The 13,893-nt window shown below is 68.0% G+C and carries 11 protein-coding genes and 1 tRNA gene; 7 read left to right on the plus strand and 5 right to left on the minus strand.

Translation table 11 applies throughout. The features are described from left to right. Window positions 1-162: 162 nt before the first annotated feature. Entirely contained in the window at window positions 163-1,299 is a 1,137-nt protein-coding gene (locus tag GGR03_RS10220; RefSeq protein ID WP_183207615.1) for a site-specific DNA-methyltransferase, read from the plus strand. A gap of 17 nt (window positions 1,300-1,316) precedes the next feature. Here the strand turns inward: GGR03_RS10220 and GGR03_RS10225 are convergent, their stop codons facing one another. Next, window positions 1,317-1,934 (minus strand): HAD family hydrolase, encoded by a 618-nt coding sequence (locus GGR03_RS10225; RefSeq protein WP_183207617.1) that lies wholly within the window; start codon window positions 1,932-1,934, stop codon window positions 1,317-1,319. Window positions 1,935-1,945: 11 nt separating this feature from the next. Then, entirely contained in the window at window positions 1,946-3,016 is a 1,071-nt protein-coding gene (gene mutY, locus GGR03_RS10230; protein ID WP_183207620.1) for an A/G-specific adenine glycosylase, read from the minus strand. Window positions 3,017-3,129: 113 nt separating this feature from the next. On the opposite strand from mutY, the gene GGR03_RS10235 reads away from it, so the two are divergent. The 3 genes from GGR03_RS10235 to ppdK all read left to right on the plus strand — a co-directional run bounded on the left by GGR03_RS10235 (window position 3,130) and on the right by ppdK (window position 7,417). Further along, window positions 3,130-3,657: a DUF721 domain-containing protein gene (locus GGR03_RS10235; RefSeq protein ID WP_183207621.1), complete on the plus strand. Its 528-nt coding sequence runs from the start codon at window positions 3,130-3,132 to the stop codon at window positions 3,655-3,657. Window positions 3,658-3,797: 140 nt separating this feature from the next. Continuing rightward, window positions 3,798-4,580, plus strand: coding sequence for a thioredoxin domain-containing protein (locus GGR03_RS10240; RefSeq protein WP_252920185.1), 783 nt, complete (start codon window positions 3,798-3,800; stop codon window positions 4,578-4,580). Window positions 4,581-4,747: 167 nt separating this feature from the next. Next, on the plus strand, window positions 4,748-7,417 hold the full coding sequence (ppdK, locus tag GGR03_RS10245) for a pyruvate, phosphate dikinase (RefSeq protein ID WP_183207625.1): 2,670 nt from the start codon (window positions 4,748-4,750) through the stop codon (window positions 7,415-7,417). 28 nt (window positions 7,418-7,445) lie between these two features. Here the strand turns inward: ppdK and GGR03_RS10250 are convergent, their stop codons facing one another. Together GGR03_RS10250 and GGR03_RS10255 are read right to left on the minus strand one after the other, a co-directional pair. Next, window positions 7,446-9,227 (minus strand): SLC13 family permease, encoded by a 1,782-nt coding sequence (locus tag GGR03_RS10250; protein ID WP_183207627.1) that lies wholly within the window; start codon window positions 9,225-9,227, stop codon window positions 7,446-7,448. Window positions 9,228-9,432: 205 nt separating this feature from the next. Further along, a complete protein-coding gene (locus GGR03_RS10255; RefSeq protein WP_183207629.1) occupies window positions 9,433-9,837 on the minus strand; it encodes a hypothetical protein in 405 nt (134 codons plus the stop codon). A gap of 164 nt (window positions 9,838-10,001) precedes the next feature. On the opposite strand from GGR03_RS10255, the gene GGR03_RS10260 reads away from it, so the two are divergent. Both GGR03_RS10260 and GGR03_RS10265 read left to right on the plus strand, forming a co-directional pair. Next, window positions 10,002-11,630: a long-chain-fatty-acid--CoA ligase gene (locus GGR03_RS10260; protein ID WP_183207631.1), complete on the plus strand. Its 1,629-nt coding sequence runs from the start codon at window positions 10,002-10,004 to the stop codon at window positions 11,628-11,630. A gap of 71 nt (window positions 11,631-11,701) precedes the next feature. Then, the gene (locus GGR03_RS10265; protein ID WP_183207633.1) at window positions 11,702-12,631 is read left to right on the plus strand and encodes a DUF1499 domain-containing protein; all 930 of its coding nucleotides are present in this window, start codon (window positions 11,702-11,704) and stop codon (window positions 12,629-12,631) included. Between the two features lie 25 nt (window positions 12,632-12,656). Here GGR03_RS10265 and GGR03_RS10270 read toward each other — a convergent pair whose 3' ends face one another. After that, window positions 12,657-13,559 (minus strand): MBL fold metallo-hydrolase, encoded by a 903-nt coding sequence (locus tag GGR03_RS10270; protein ID WP_183207635.1) that lies wholly within the window; start codon window positions 13,557-13,559, stop codon window positions 12,657-12,659. 251 nt (window positions 13,560-13,810) lie between these two features. Between GGR03_RS10270 and GGR03_RS10275 the strand changes: the two genes are divergently transcribed. After that, window positions 13,811-13,885, plus strand: a tRNA-Gln gene (locus GGR03_RS10275). Window positions 13,886-13,893: the final 8 nt, after the last annotated feature.

Below are 13,893 nucleotides of genomic sequence, written 5' to 3' on the forward strand. Positions count from 1 at the left end.
GGGGGTTCGGGATCGTTCCGCCGTGGGCGAAATGCGGCGGGCGGCATGGTCCGCGTCCGGTAACACGCGGCGCCCGGTCGGACAAAGCCACTATTTCACCGATTGTTTACGTCGTTCGGTAACCATGATGCCAGACGAGTACCCGCGTAACCGGTGGTGATCATGGCATACAAAAGCTCCGCGTCCCTTGCGACGATCGTCGAGAACGATCGGTCCGAATGGCTCGACCGCATCCACAAGGGCCACTGCGTCGCCCGCATGGAAGCGCTGCCGGAGAACTCGGTCGACGTGATCTTCGCCGATCCGCCGTACAATCTGCAGCTGGCCGGCGACCTGATGCGGCCCGACCAGTCGAAGGTCGATGCGGTCGACGACGCCTGGGACCAGTTCGAGAGCTTCCAGGCCTATGACGCCTTCACGAGAGCCTGGCTGCTGGCAGCGCGGCGGGTGCTGAAGCCGAACGGCACGATCTGGGTGATCGGCTCCTATCACAACATCTTCCGCGTCGGCGCGGCGATGCAGGATCTCGGCTTCTGGATCCTCAACGACGTGGTCTGGCGCAAGACCAACCCGATGCCGAATTTCCGTGGCCGGCGCTTCCAGAACGCCCATGAGACGATGATCTGGGCATCCCGCGACCAGAACGCCAAGGCCTATACGTTCAACTACGATTCCATGAAGGCGGCGAACGACGACATCCAGATGCGCTCCGACTGGCTGTTCCCGATCTGCTCGGGCGGCGAGCGGCTGAAGGACGCCGACGGGCGCAAGGCGCATCCGACGCAGAAGCCCGAGGCGTTGCTCGCCCGCGTGCTGTTGTCATCGACGAAGCCCGGCGACGTAGTGCTCGATCCGTTCTTCGGCACCGGTACCACCGGCGCGGTCGCCAAGCGTCTCGGCCGCCATTACGTCGGCATCGAGCGGGAGGACGAATATATCGCCGCCGCCGAAGCCCGGATCGCCGCTGTCGAGCCGCTGGAAGCCCATTCGGTGCGTTCGGCGGTGAGCAAGCGCGCCGAGCGTCGCGTGCCGTTCGTCAGCCTGGTCGAGGCCGGGCTGGTGCAGCCCGGCGCCGAGCTCACCGACTCCCAGCGGCGCTGGACGGCGCGGGTGCGGGCCGACGGCACGATCGCCATCGGCGACGACGCCGCCTCGATCCACCGCATCGGTGCAAGGGTGCAGGGGCTCGACGCCTGCAACGGCTGGACCTTCTGGCACGTGCGGACCGGCGAGGCGCTGACCCCGATCGACGATCTGCGCCGCACGATCCGCGATCGCCTGGGCGCCGTCGAGGCGTAAGGCGCCGAAGGCGGACGTCAGCGCGGCAGCGCCGGCACGGGCAGGCCCCGTGCCGCCAGGTCGCGCGCCAAAGCCTCGGCGGAAACGAAGTGAATGGCCTGCCAGCCCACGTCACGCGCGCCCGTGACGTTGATCGGCGTATCGTCGATGAACAATGTCCGTGCCGGCTCCAGCCCGAAATCCCTCGCGTGGCGGTGATAGATCGCCGCGTCCGGCTTGATCAGCCGGATGTCGCCCGACACGGTGACGCCGCGGGTCTCTGTCAGGAACGGGAACTTCGCCTGCGCCTCGCGAAACGTGTCTGCTGCGAAATTGGTCAGCAGCGTCACGTCGATGCCGGCGGCGATGAGTTCGCGCATGATCGCGACGCTGCCGTCATGGGCATGCGGCACCATCAAATGCCAGTTGCGGCGAAACGCCCGGATATCGACTTCCCGGTCCGGATGGCGGGCGATCGCTTCGGCTTCGGGCCATGGCCGGCCGCGATCCTGCTCGAGGTTCCAGTCGTGCGAGCACACCTCGGCAAGAAAGAACGCCCGCTCGGCCTCGTCCGGAATGATCGAGCGATAGGGGATATGCGGGTCGTAGTGGATCAGCACCTTGCCGATGTCGAAGACGATATGGTCGATGGTCATGGCGTGCCTGTTCAGCGGGTGGCGGGGGCGGCGGCGGCCAGCACCTTGCGCATCAGCGTCGGCAGCGCCTCGCCGTCCCACGCCTCCGGCGGCGACCACCAGCCCGCCCCCGGGGGGTCGTGCTCGATATCGGCGCGGTAGACGTCGAGCGCCAGCTTGAAATGGGTGAAGCCGTGGAGGACGGTGCCGCAAGCCTGCCATCCGGCGGGGAAGGGGGCGGCCGTCGTGCCGAGTTCGCCATCCGAACGGGCGTTCCAGTTGCTGCTCGGTGGCTCGCTCATGCCACCCAGCATGCCTGTCGTCGCCCGCTTGCGCAGCCATACCGCACCGTCGCCCGGCCGGATCGCGACGAAGGCGGCGCCGCGGCGCGAGGGCACCTCCGCCTTCGGCTTCTTGACCGGAAAGACTTCGGGACGGCCCTCGGCCGCCGCGCGGCAATGCGGGCGGATCGGGCACAGAATGCAGCCGGGGCGGGTCGGCGTACAGATCGTCGCGCCGAGATCCATCATCGCCTGCGCGAAGTCGCCCGGCCTGAGATCGGGCGTGAGCTCGCCCGTACGGATCCGGATTTCCTTCTTCCCGGCCGGCAGCGGCGTCTCGATGGCGAACAGCCGGCTGACGACGCGCTCGACATTGCCGTCCACCACCGCCGCGGGCTCGTCGAAGGCGATCGCGGCGATCGCTGCGGACGTGTACTCGCCGATGCCGGGCAAAGCGCGCAGTGTCGCCGCGGTGGTCGGGAAGGCGCCGCCATGCTCGGTGGCCACCGTCCGGGCGCAGGCATGCAGGTTCCTGGCGCGGGCGTAATAGCCGAGGCCGGCCCATGCCCCGAGCACCTCGGCCTCCGGCGCTTCGGCGAGGTCGGTGACGCCCGGCCAGCGATTGACGAAGCGGGCGAAGTAGGATTTCACCGTGGCAACCGTCGTCTGTTGCAGCATGATCTCGGACAGCCAGACCCGGTAGGGGTCCGGCATGATCCCTGCGGCCCGGGCCTGCGGCGGGACACGCCACGGCAGGGTCCGGGCGTGGCGGTCGTACCATTCGAGCAGGTCTTGAGAGAGCGGAGGCGGGGCGATGGGCATCGAGAGTTCCGGTTCGGCGCCGTTCTCTAACTGCCTGTGTGCCTCATGGCGAGCCGGCGGTGCCACGCGGTCCACAGTGCCGCAGACTGACCGCATGCATCGGCGCTTCGGCGATGAGTGACGCAGGCGGGCCATCCTCACGATTTCCCCGGCGCGGCGTCCAGCCGATCGCCGACATCGTCGGCGGCGTGATGGACCCGATCCTGCGGCGCAAGGCGGGCATGACAATGGGGCTGATTTCCGCCTGGTCGGAGATCGCGGGGGCACGTCTCCATGACTCGACACGGCCGGAGCGCCTGATCTGGCCCGCCCAGCGCAGCGACACCGACCCGTTCGAGCCGGCGACGCTGATCGTCGCCTGCGAGGCGGCGGCGGCGCTTCGGCTGCAGCACCAGACCAGCGAACTGATCGGGCGGGTCAACGCCTTCTTCGGCTTTGCGGCCGTCGACCGGATCAAGATCGTTCAAAAATCCGTCACCCCGGAGCGGATCGACCGCCGGCCTGCGCTGCGGAACCTCGTTGCGGGCGAGCCGGAGCGGATCGAGGAGATGGTGTCGCGGATCGAGGATCCCAAGCTGCGCAACGCCTTGCGGGCGTTCGCCGAAGCCTCGCTGCGGCGATCCAAGCGCGACGCCGAGTGACCTGCATCAATCGCCGTGTCCGACTGCCATGGTTGGAAATGCCGCATTTCTCCCGTACATCGATGACCACACAAGCTGTCTCTTGCCGTGAAGGTCACTTCCCCATGACGAAACAGAACTCTGCCGCCCGGACCCGTTCCGTGACCCTTCCGAGGGCGGCGCTGCTCCTCTCGGGCGCATGTCTGCTGGCCTTCGCGGGCTGCACCGACGAGGTCGACAGCGCGGCAGCGGACGCGGTCGCCGCGCCGCAGGGCGTCGTCCAGATGGCGCAGGCCGAGACCGCGCCGGCCGAGGCTCCGGCGACGCCGGAGGCCACCACGGGAGCCGCGACGCTGGCCGTCACGCCGGCTGCCGAGGCACCGGCCGCCTCGGGCTCGGCCGATGTCGAGGCGCTGATGGAAGAGGGCCCGCTCCCCGATGTGATCATCGGTGACGCGAACGCGCCCGTGACGATCATCGAATACGCCTCGATGACCTGCAGCCACTGCGCCGATTTCCACGCGAACGCCTACCCGGCGATCAAGCAGCAGTACATCGACACCGGCAAGGCGAAGCTGATCCTGCGCGAGTTCCCGTTCGACCCGCGCGCACTGGCGGCCTTCATGCTGGCGCGCTGCACCGGCGACGACGCAAGGCGCACCGCGATGGTCGACGTGCTGTTCGACCAGCAGGGTGAATGGGCGCGGGCGGAAAATGCGTCCGCCGCGCTGCTCAACATCGCCAAGCTCGCCGGAATGAGCCAGGACGAGTTCACGACCTGCCTGAACGACAAGGAACTGCAGGAGAAGATCGTCGAGACGCAGCAGCGCGGCCAGGCCGAGTTCGGCGTCGAGGCGACCCCGACCTTCTTCGTCAACGGCGACAAATATTCGGGCTCGCTGTCGCCCGAGCAGATGGCCGCGGTGATCGAAGCGCACCTCTAGAGCTCCTTTCTGCGAGCCGGCACAGGGTCGGCTCGCAGCCTTGACCCGACCGCCGAACGCGGATCGGGTCTTTTTGCATTGCAGCAATTGGCGTTGTGCCTATCTTCTTCTAGACGTGCGCGGTCCGGGAGAGGCACCCCCGTTCGGGAGGCAGTCTGCAGCATTCGATGCCCAAGCGAATTTTCCATTTCAGGCGTGGAGCGGCGGATCGCCCGGCCGACGCCGCCGAGGCGTTGGGGCTGAAGGGCGCCAATCTCGCCCTCCTGGCGTCGCTCGACCTGCCGGTGCCGCCGGGCTTCACCATCGCGACTTCGGCCTGGCGCGAAGCCATCGGCGTCGGCGAGGACCTGCCGCAGGCGCTGCGGGCCGATCTGCGCGGCGCCATCGAGGATCTGGAAGCCGTCACCGACCGGCGATTCGGCGGCGACCGCCGCCCGCTGCTGCTGGCGGTGCGCACCAGCGCCCGCTCGCAGATGCCCGGCATCGCCGAAAGCGTGCTCGATGTCGGGTTGAACGACCGCACGGTCGACGTGCTGGCGGCGGAGCTCAACGACTTCGCCTTCGCCTATCGCAGCTACCGGCGTTTCATCGAGAGCTTCGCCGGGCTGGTCTTCGGCGCCGATTCATCCGAGTTCGAGGAGATCTTCGATGCCGAGCGCGAGCGCGCCGGTTGGGGCGAGGAGCCTTGCTCGGTGGCCGAATGGCGCGCGCTGATCGCCCGCTACCAGGCCTATTTGGATGACGAGATCGGCCTCGTCCTGCCGCAGACGCCGCTGGAGCAGCTCTACGGGGTGGTCGAGGCGAGCTTTGCCAGCTGGCGCCGCCCGCTCGCCGCCTCGCACCGTGTCCTGCAGGGCATTCCGGAGAATGCCGGTCTCGCCGTCACCGCCCACGCGATGATCTTCAACGAGCGAAATCTGAATTCCGGCACCGGGCGTGCTTTGTCCCGGCATCTGCAGAGCGGCGAGTCGCGGCTGTCCGGCGAGTTCTGGCTGGGATCCCACCGGCAGCAGGAAATCGGCGGCCGGCCGCCGGTGATCGACCTGGCGGAGCAGGAGGGTGCCGCGGCGTTTCCGGCCGACATCGATGCATTGACCCGCCATGTCCGCCGCATCGAGGCGCATGTGGGCGATGCCGTCGAGGTCGAGTTCATGGTCGGCGACGGCGAACTCTTCCTGATGCAGTCGCGCCTGGCGCGGCGGACGCCGGCGGAAGCGATACGCGTGGCGGTGGAGCTGGTGAAGGAGGGCCTGATCGAGGAAGCCGAGGCGATCCTGCGGATCGATCCCGCCTCGCTCGACCAGCTGCTGCATCCGACGATCGAGCGCTCGTCCGATCTTTTGGTGCTGGCGCGCGGCATGCCGGCCTCGCCGGGCGCGGCGACGGGCGAGATCGCCTTCACCGCCGAGCGCGCCCAGGAGATGGTCAACGAGGGACGCGCGGTCATCCTTGTCCGCAACGAGACCTACCCGGAAGACATCCATGGCATGCATGTCTCGGAAGGCGTGCTCACCATCAGGGGCGGTACGACGAGCCATGCCGCTGTCGTCGCCCGCGGCATCGGCAAGCCCTGCGTCACCGGCGCGAGCTCGCTGCGCATCCATGCCGCCAACGGCACGCTGCATGCACCAGGGCTGGTGCTGCGTGAAGGCGACCGCATCACCATCGACGGCGCCTCCGGCGAGGTCATCGAGGGCGCGGTGACGCTGCAGCGCCCCTCGCTCACCGGCGATTTCGCGACGCTCATGGAATTCGCCGACCGGGCGCGCCGCATGCGGGTGCGCACCAATGCCGAGACCCCGATCGAGGCTCGTTCGGCGCGGGCCTTCGGTGCCGAAGGGATCGGACTCTGCCGCACCGAGCACATGTTCTTCGAGGGCGACCGGATCCGCGCCATGCGCGAGATGATCCTCGCCAGCGACGAGGCGGGGCGCCGCGAGGCGCTGGCCAAGCTGTTGCCGATCCAGCGCTCCGATTTCATCGAGCTGTTCGAGATCATGGCGGGGTTGCCGGTGACGATCCGCCTGCTCGATCCGCCGCTGCACGAGTTCTTGCCGAAAAGCGGTTCCGAAATCGCGGAGACTGCGGCGACGCTGCAGGTCGACGAGGCGGTGCTGAAGCAGCGCATCGCGGCGCTCGAGGAATTCAACCCGATGCTCGGCCATCGCGGCTGCCGGCTTGCCATCTCCTATCCGGAGATCGTCGAGGTGCAGGCGCGGGCGATCTTCGAGGCGGCGATCGAGGCGGGCGAGAAGACCGGGGATGCTGTGGTCCCGGAGATCATGGTGCCGCTGGTCAGCCTCCGGCGCGAGCTCGACTTCGTCAAGGACCGCATCGACCGGGTTGCGGCGCAGGTCATGGCCGAGCGGGGCCGCACCGTGACCTATCACGTCGGCACCATGATCGAGCTGCCGCGTGCCATCGTGCGCGCCGACTCGATCGCCGAAGTGGCCGACTTCTTCTCCTTCGGCACCAACGACCTGACCCAGACGGTCTACGGCATCTCCCGCGACGACGCCGGAAACTTCCTCTCGACCTACATGCGCGAAGGCATCATCGAGCGCGATCCGTTCCAGACGATCGACGTCGAGGGCGTCGGCGAACTCATCGCCATGGGTGTCGAGAAGGCCCGGCGGGTGCGACCGGACATCACTCTCGGCGTCTGCGGCGAACAGGGCGGCGACCCTGCCTCGATCGCCTTCTTCGAGCAGACCGGGCTCGACTACGTCTCCTGCTCGCCCTTCCGTGTGCCGATCGCCCGGCTTGCGGCGGCGCAGGCGGCGATCCGCGCCCAGCGTGGCGGGCACCGGGGCAGGGGCCGGCGGCAGGAGGTCTGAGCGCCTGCGATATGTCGTTGGTGCCGGGCTAGACGTAGTAGAAATAGATCGCGATGGAGCTGGCAATGCCGACGATGATGTTCATCGGCACGCCGATCTTGACGAAGTCCATGAACTTGTAGTTCCCGGCTGCGTAGACCAGCGTGTTGGTCTGGTAGCCGATCGGCGTCGCGAAGGATGCCGACGCGCCGAACATCACCGCCACGACGAGCGCCCGCGGGTCTATCCCCATCGACGTCCCCAGCGCGATCGCGATCGGCGTGACCACGACTGCAACGGCATTGTTGGTGACGATCTCCGTCATGATCGACGACACCGCATAGATGATCAGGATGACGACCAGCGGCGAGGCGCCCGACAGCAGCGGCGCGAGGCCGCTGACCATGAGCTCCACCGCGCCGGTCTTCTGCATGCCGATGCCGATTGCCAGCATCGCGAAGATCAGGATCAGGATGTCGCCATTGATCGAGCGCCACGCCTCGTCCGCGTCGAGCACCCGGATGAGCAGCAGCGCAGCAATGGCGATGAAGGCCAGCACCTGGATGCTGGCGATACCGAAAGCCGCGAGGGCGACGACGCCGAGCAAGGCGCCGATCGCGATTGGCGCCTTGCGGCGGCGGTAGGGCCTTGCCTGGCTGAGATCGATGCCGATGAGATCGTTGGCTTCGGCGATGCGCGCGATCGCCTCGGGCCGGCCCTCCAGCAGCAGCCCGTCGGCCGGCCGCAGCTTCGTGTCATAGAGAGAGGGGCCGGGCACGTGCCGGTGGCGCCTGACGCCGAGGACATGCACGCCCGAACCCGAGACCCCCACGAGATCGGAGATCCGCCTTCCAATGCCGCGCCGATGCGCGGCGACCGTCGCCTCGACGACGACCCGCTCGTCGTCCTTTGCCGCCGACGCCGCGACCCGCGCCACGCGGAAGTTCTCGTCGGCATGCAGCGTCAGCAGTTCCTCGGGACTGGCGAACATCACGATCCGGTCGCCCTTCTGGATCGTGACCTCCTCGATGCCTTTGCGGGTCGTCTCCGAGCCCCGCCGAAGCGCCAGCGGGCGGATGCCCCGCGCGCTGAAGGCGGAGGCGTCCCCGACGGTTTCGCCGATCGCCGGGGCGCCATCCCGTACCACGACCTCGGTGAAATACTCCTTGCCGCTGCTGTCCTCCAGCGCGTCCGTAGCCGACGTCCGGTCAGGCAGCAGGAAGCGGCCGACGACGAGGAGATAGATCACCCCGGTGATCGCCGTGACGATGCCGATCGGGGTGATCTCGAAGATCGAGAAGGCCTCCAGTCCCTGGCCCCTGGCGACCCCATCCACCAGGAGGTTGGTCGAGGTGCCGATCAGCGAGCAGGTGCCGCCGAGGATCGTCAGGAAGGAGAGCGGGATTAGAAGCCGCGTCGAGCTGACCCCGAGCGCCCGTGCAAGCTCCGTCATGATCGGGATGAAGACGATCACCACCGGCGTGTTGTTCATGAAAGCCGAGGCGACGAGGACGCCGGTCCCCAGCACGACGAGCGTCGCCACGGGGCGCACGCCAGCGCTCTTCACCAGCCAGCTCGCCGCGCCTTCCAGCGTCCCCGTGCGCACCAGGGCGCCCGACAGCACGAACATCGCCGCGATGGTGATCGGTGCAGGATTGGAGAAGACCGAAGTGAGCTCCTCGCCGTCGACATAGCCGAGGACGAGGAACGTCACGGCGCCGCCCGTGGCGATGACCTCCGGCGGATAGGCTTCCATCGCAAAGCCCAGAAACACAAGGGCCACGACCGCCAGGGCGATGTAGGCGGAATAATCCGTCAGGAAGCTGTCCATGGGAACCGGTCGATGAGAGCTCGAAGACGCGGAACTGCGAAGCCTTGGGACAATTGCAAGGGTCGCAGTAACACGCTTCGTTAGCCGGAGCCTGAGCGCCGGCTCCGCAAGCTCATGATCGCAGCCTGTGCGCTTGCGTCATCAACCGGACGTTACCCTCGGCGGACCGGCCGGCTCGATGTGCCGGCACGCATTGTTCGGGCCGTCAGGCGGTGCCTTCGGGGCTGGTATGGCCGAAGGGCAGATCGTCGCGGATCCGCGTGAGGACGCCGACGAAGGCGCGGGCAAAGCCGTGGAAGCGGTCGCCGATTTCCTCGCGACCCGATACGCGAATGTTGTCGCCACTCCCATTCAGGACGGCGAAGACGATGTTGTCGCGGTTCTCGCCCGCGATGCGTACGGCGGCAATGCGGGAGGCGTCCTCGACCGACCCGTCGGCCGGAATGTCGAACAGGAGTTCGCCGCCGACGACGGTGGCTGCGGCGCGCACGCAGGTTTCGAAATCGCTCTGGGTGAGATCCTGCATGTCGAGCGCGAGTTCGAGTTCGACCGCCTCGATCGTGTCGGCGGCCCGATCCTGTCCGGCGTCGATGTCGGCTTCGATGCGCATCCGGCGCTCCTCGCTGTACCCTTGTCCCAACGGATACGGTGAAGCCGCGAAACGGCCGAACTGTGGCAACGGGCCGCAACGGGGCGGCAACTGGACAAAGCGCCGGCCGTTGCCGACAGTGGTCGCGCCCGGGGAGGGGCGCGTTGCATTGCCGGGAGGAAGACATGCAGGGTCTGATGCAGTCGTGGCCGCTGCTGTGCTCGAAGCTCATCGATCACGCCGCGATCCAGCACCCGCACCGAGAAATCGTCAGCCGTTCCGTCGAGGGTCCGATCCATCGCACCGACTATCGCACGGTGCGCGAGCGATCCCTGCGCCTTGCCAAGCGGCTGGAGCGGGACGGCATCGGCCTCGGCGATCGGGTCGCCACCATGGCCTGGAACACCTGGCGGCACCTGGAATGCTGGTACGGCATCGTCGGTATCGGAGCGGTCTACCACACGCTGAACCCGCGGCTGTTTCCCGAACAGATCGCCTGGATCATGAACGACGCCGAGGACCGGCTGCTGTTCGTCGACCTGACCTTCCTGCCGATCGTCGAGGCGATCGCGCCGCAGCTGGCCAGCCTCGAGAAGATCGTCGTCCTGACGGACGCGGCGCACATGCCCGAAAGCACCCTCGCCAATCTCGCCTGCTACGAGGACTGGCTGGCAGAGGTCGACGACGACTTCGCCTGGAAGAGCTTCGACGAGAACACCGCCGCCGGCATGTGCTACACGTCCGGGACCACCGGAAATCCCAAGGGCGTCCTCTACTCCCACCGCTCCAACATCCTGCACTCGATGCTCGCGCAGCAGCCGGATGCGATGGGCCTCTCCTCCCGCGACCGGGTCCTGCCCATCGTGCCGCTGTTTCACGCCAATGGCTGGGGCCTCGCCTTCACCTGTCCGATGGCCGGTGCGGCGATGGTGATGCCGGGGCCGAAGATGGACGGCGCCTCGGTTTACGAACTGCTGGTATCGGAGAAGGTGACGTTCAGCGCCGCGGTCCCGACGGTCTGGCTGATGCTGCTGCAGCATCTGGAAAAGCATGGCGGGGCCTTGCCGGACCTGAAACGCGTGGTGATCGGCGGCTCGGCCTGCCCGCGAGCCGTGACCCGGAAATTCCAGGATGATTACGGCGTCCAGGTCATCCATGCCTGGGGGATGACCGAGATGAGCCCGCTCGGTACGCTCTGCACCATCAAGCCGGACTATGCGGAGCTGGAGGGCGACGCGCTGCTCGACCTGGAGATGAAGCAGGGCCATCCGCCCTTCGGCGTCGAGATGAAGGTGACGGACGATGCCGATGCCGACAGGCCGTGGGATGGCAGGACCTTCGGGCGGCTCAAGGTGCGCGGCCCCTCGGTCGCTGCCTCCTACTACAAGGGCACCGGTGCCGAGGCATTCGACGAAGGCGGCTGGTTCGACACCGGCGACGTCGCCCATATCGACCCGCATGGCTACATGCAGATCACCGACCGCGCCAAGGACGTGATCAAGTCGGGCGGCGAATGGATATCGACGATCGAGCTCGAAAATCTCGCGGTCGGACACCCGGATGTCGCCGAGGCCGCGGTGATCGGCCTGCCGCACCCGCAATGGGACGAGCGGCCGCTGCTGGTGATCGTGCCGAAGGAGGGGCGGGACCCTGCCAGGGAGGACATCCTCGGCTTCTTCGAGGGCAAGGTGGCCAGCTGGTGGATGCCCGACGATGTCGTGTTCGTGGAAGCGATCCCGCACACCGCCACCGGCAAGATCCAGAAGATGGCGCTGCGCGAGCAGTTCCGCGGCTACAGCCTGCCGACGGGCTGAGCCGACCGCCGGGGCTTCCGCCGGACGCGCGCGGTGGGCTATGATCGGCCCCGACGTCGAAGGGTGCGGTCATGAGTTCTGTCTACGGGCGCCTGCCGGTATCGGGCCACTATCTGCGCAAGCGACTGCGCTTTGCCGGCTTCGCCCGGCGACTGGCCGCCTTCGCGCTGGTGCTGCTCGTCGCGGCGATGGTGATCTACCGGCTGGGGGCGATCGCCCCGCAGGCGCTGATCGGGCTGCTGCTGCTGGTGGCGGCGGTGGCGAGCATCGCCCTGCTGATCTCGGCGGTCGGGCTGATGCGGGTCTGGTATCGCGGCGTCGATGGCGGCCGCACCGCGATGGGCGCATGCTTCCTGGCGCTGCTGGCGTTGTTCCCCTTCGCGCTGGTCACCTATCTGGCCTTCGTCAATCCACGCGCCAATGCCGCCTATACGGAAGCGCTCGCCCCCGAGGGCGTCGCGGCGACGGCAACACCGCCCTCCACCGGCTGGCGGTCGCTTTTCGCCGCCCCGACCGCGCCGGAACAGCCGAGCATCGTCAGCGGTCGGCGCTATGTCGCCGACGCGCCGCGGGTGTTCCAGGCGGCCCGGATGGTGGTCGAGGATTCCGGCTGGCAGGTCGAGGATATCATTGCCGGTGATCCGACGCTGCCGGCGGCGCCCGAGCCAGCCGAGGGCGACCTCGGAATCAGCGGGCTGACGGGCATTCCGATCCCGACGCCGCGCGACAGCGTCGACATGGAAGCGGCCGCCGATCCCCTGGCTGTCCCCGATAGCGACCAGTACCGGATCGCGGCGGTGGCGCGCGACCTCCTGTTCGGCCTGCCGAGCGACATGGTCATCCGCATCGTTGCCGATGATGGCGACACCTATGTCGACATGCAGTCGATGTCCCGCTCCACCGGCATCGATCTCGGCGAGAACCGCCGCATCATCGAGGGGTTCCTGACGGATCTGGACACCGCGATGGCTGGTCTCGAGACGATCGCCGCCGGAGACTGAGCGTCCCGCCCGCGCCGGCCGCTCTTCAGGCCGGCGCGTAGGCGCCGGTGAGCGAGGCGTGGCCATCCGTCGTGACCACGGCCTCTGCCACCAGATCCTCCAGATGCGCCAGGACCGACAGCCCGGCGGCAGGGTGAAGCCGGGGATCGACGTCCCGATAGAGCGCCGAGACGATCTGAGGGATCGTCCGGTCCCCCGCCGCCAGTCGCGCCAGGATTGCCGCTTCGCGCCCGCGCCGATGCTCGATCAGTCCGTGGACGAACGTCGCAGGGCGTTCGACCGCCCCGCCATGGCCGGGCAGATAGACCCTGTCGTCGCGGGCCAGGAGCCGGTCGAGCGATTTCATGTAGTCGCGCATCGAGCCGTCGGGCGGTGCCACCACGGTGGTCGACCAGGCCATGACGTGATCGCCCGACAGAAGGAGCCCCTCACTGCCGACGGAGAAGGCGAGATGATTGGCGCAATGACCCGGCGTGGCGACAGCCGTGACCGCGAATCCACCGAGCGTCAGGGCTTCGTCGTCGCCGAGCACGCGGTCGAACAGGATGCTCGTGTCGGCGCTGGCTTCGAGGCGCCCCGCCTCGTCGGCCAGCATCGGCCGGGCAGGGCGGTGTGGCCCGCCACCCATGACCGGCGCTCCGGTCGCGGCCCGCAGCCGCGCAACGGCGCCGGTATGGTCGCGATGCGTATGGGTCAGGAGGATGGCGTCGACCCGCCGGCCGTCCACCGCCGCAGCCAGCGTCGCGACGTGCTCCGGCTCGTCCGGACCCGGATCCACCACGAAGCAGCTCGCTCCGCCGATCACGTAGCTGTTGGTGCCATGGAAGGTGAAAGGGCTGGGATTGCGCGCCGTCACCCGCAGAACGCCGTCGCCGACGCACACCGCGTCGCCATAAGCGGGATCGAACGCCTTATCGAAGGAAAGCATGGGCGCATCATTCTCCTGGGCTTCAGCCCGAGCCGGGAGCGCGAAGCCGGCAGCCGCGGCCTTCGCATCCGGGTCGACTGGCCCGGGCAGCCTCCTTGGCTGCGGGTCGCACCGACCCGGGAGGTGATGCAGGTGGCGTCCTGGACCCTTCCGGCGCGGTGGCTCCGCAGTATCAAACCTGCCGGATCCTTAGCGATCGTTGCACGGCGATCCGCCAGACGCTATAGCACGGCGCGCAGCATATCGCGCATTGGGGCGTCGCCAAGCGGTAAGGCAGCGGCTTTTGGTGCCGCCATTCGCAGGTTCGAATCCTGCCGCCCCAGCCAGCCGGTCT

The organism is Aurantimonas endophytica (genome assembly GCF_014196845.1).
In the GTDB taxonomy this organism is placed as follows: Bacteria; Pseudomonadota; Alphaproteobacteria; order Rhizobiales; family Rhizobiaceae; genus Aurantimonas; species Aurantimonas endophytica.

What these genes read in the sequence shown, in the direction of transcription:
- GGR03_RS10225 (WP_183207617.1), bottom strand. Translation starts at nt 1,934, where the DNA reads ATGACCATCGACCATATCGTCTTCGACATCGGCAAGGTGCTGATCCAC.
- GGR03_RS10270 (WP_183207635.1), bottom strand. Translation starts at nt 13,559, where the DNA reads ATGCTTTCCTTCGATAAGGCGTTCGATCCCGCTTATGGCGACGCGGTG.
- GGR03_RS10235 (WP_183207621.1), top strand. Translation starts at nt 3,130, where the DNA reads ATGAGTGACGCAGGCGGGCCATCCTCACGATTTCCCCGGCGCGGCGTC.
- GGR03_RS10255 (WP_183207629.1), bottom strand. Translation starts at nt 9,837, where the DNA reads ATGCGCATCGAAGCCGACATCGACGCCGGACAGGATCGGGCCGCCGAC.
- GGR03_RS10220 (WP_183207615.1), top strand. Translation starts at nt 163, where the DNA reads ATGGCATACAAAAGCTCCGCGTCCCTTGCGACGATCGTCGAGAACGAT.
- mutY (WP_183207620.1), bottom strand. Translation starts at nt 3,016, where the DNA reads ATGCCCATCGCCCCGCCTCCGCTCTCTCAAGACCTGCTCGAATGGTAC.
- GGR03_RS10260 (WP_183207631.1), top strand. Translation starts at nt 10,002, where the DNA reads ATGCAGGGTCTGATGCAGTCGTGGCCGCTGCTGTGCTCGAAGCTCATC.
- GGR03_RS10250 (WP_183207627.1), bottom strand. Translation starts at nt 9,227, where the DNA reads ATGGACAGCTTCCTGACGGATTATTCCGCCTACATCGCCCTGGCGGTC.
- GGR03_RS10265 (WP_183207633.1), top strand. Translation starts at nt 11,702, where the DNA reads ATGAGTTCTGTCTACGGGCGCCTGCCGGTATCGGGCCACTATCTGCGC.
- ppdK (WP_183207625.1), top strand. Translation starts at nt 4,748, where the DNA reads ATGCCCAAGCGAATTTTCCATTTCAGGCGTGGAGCGGCGGATCGCCCG.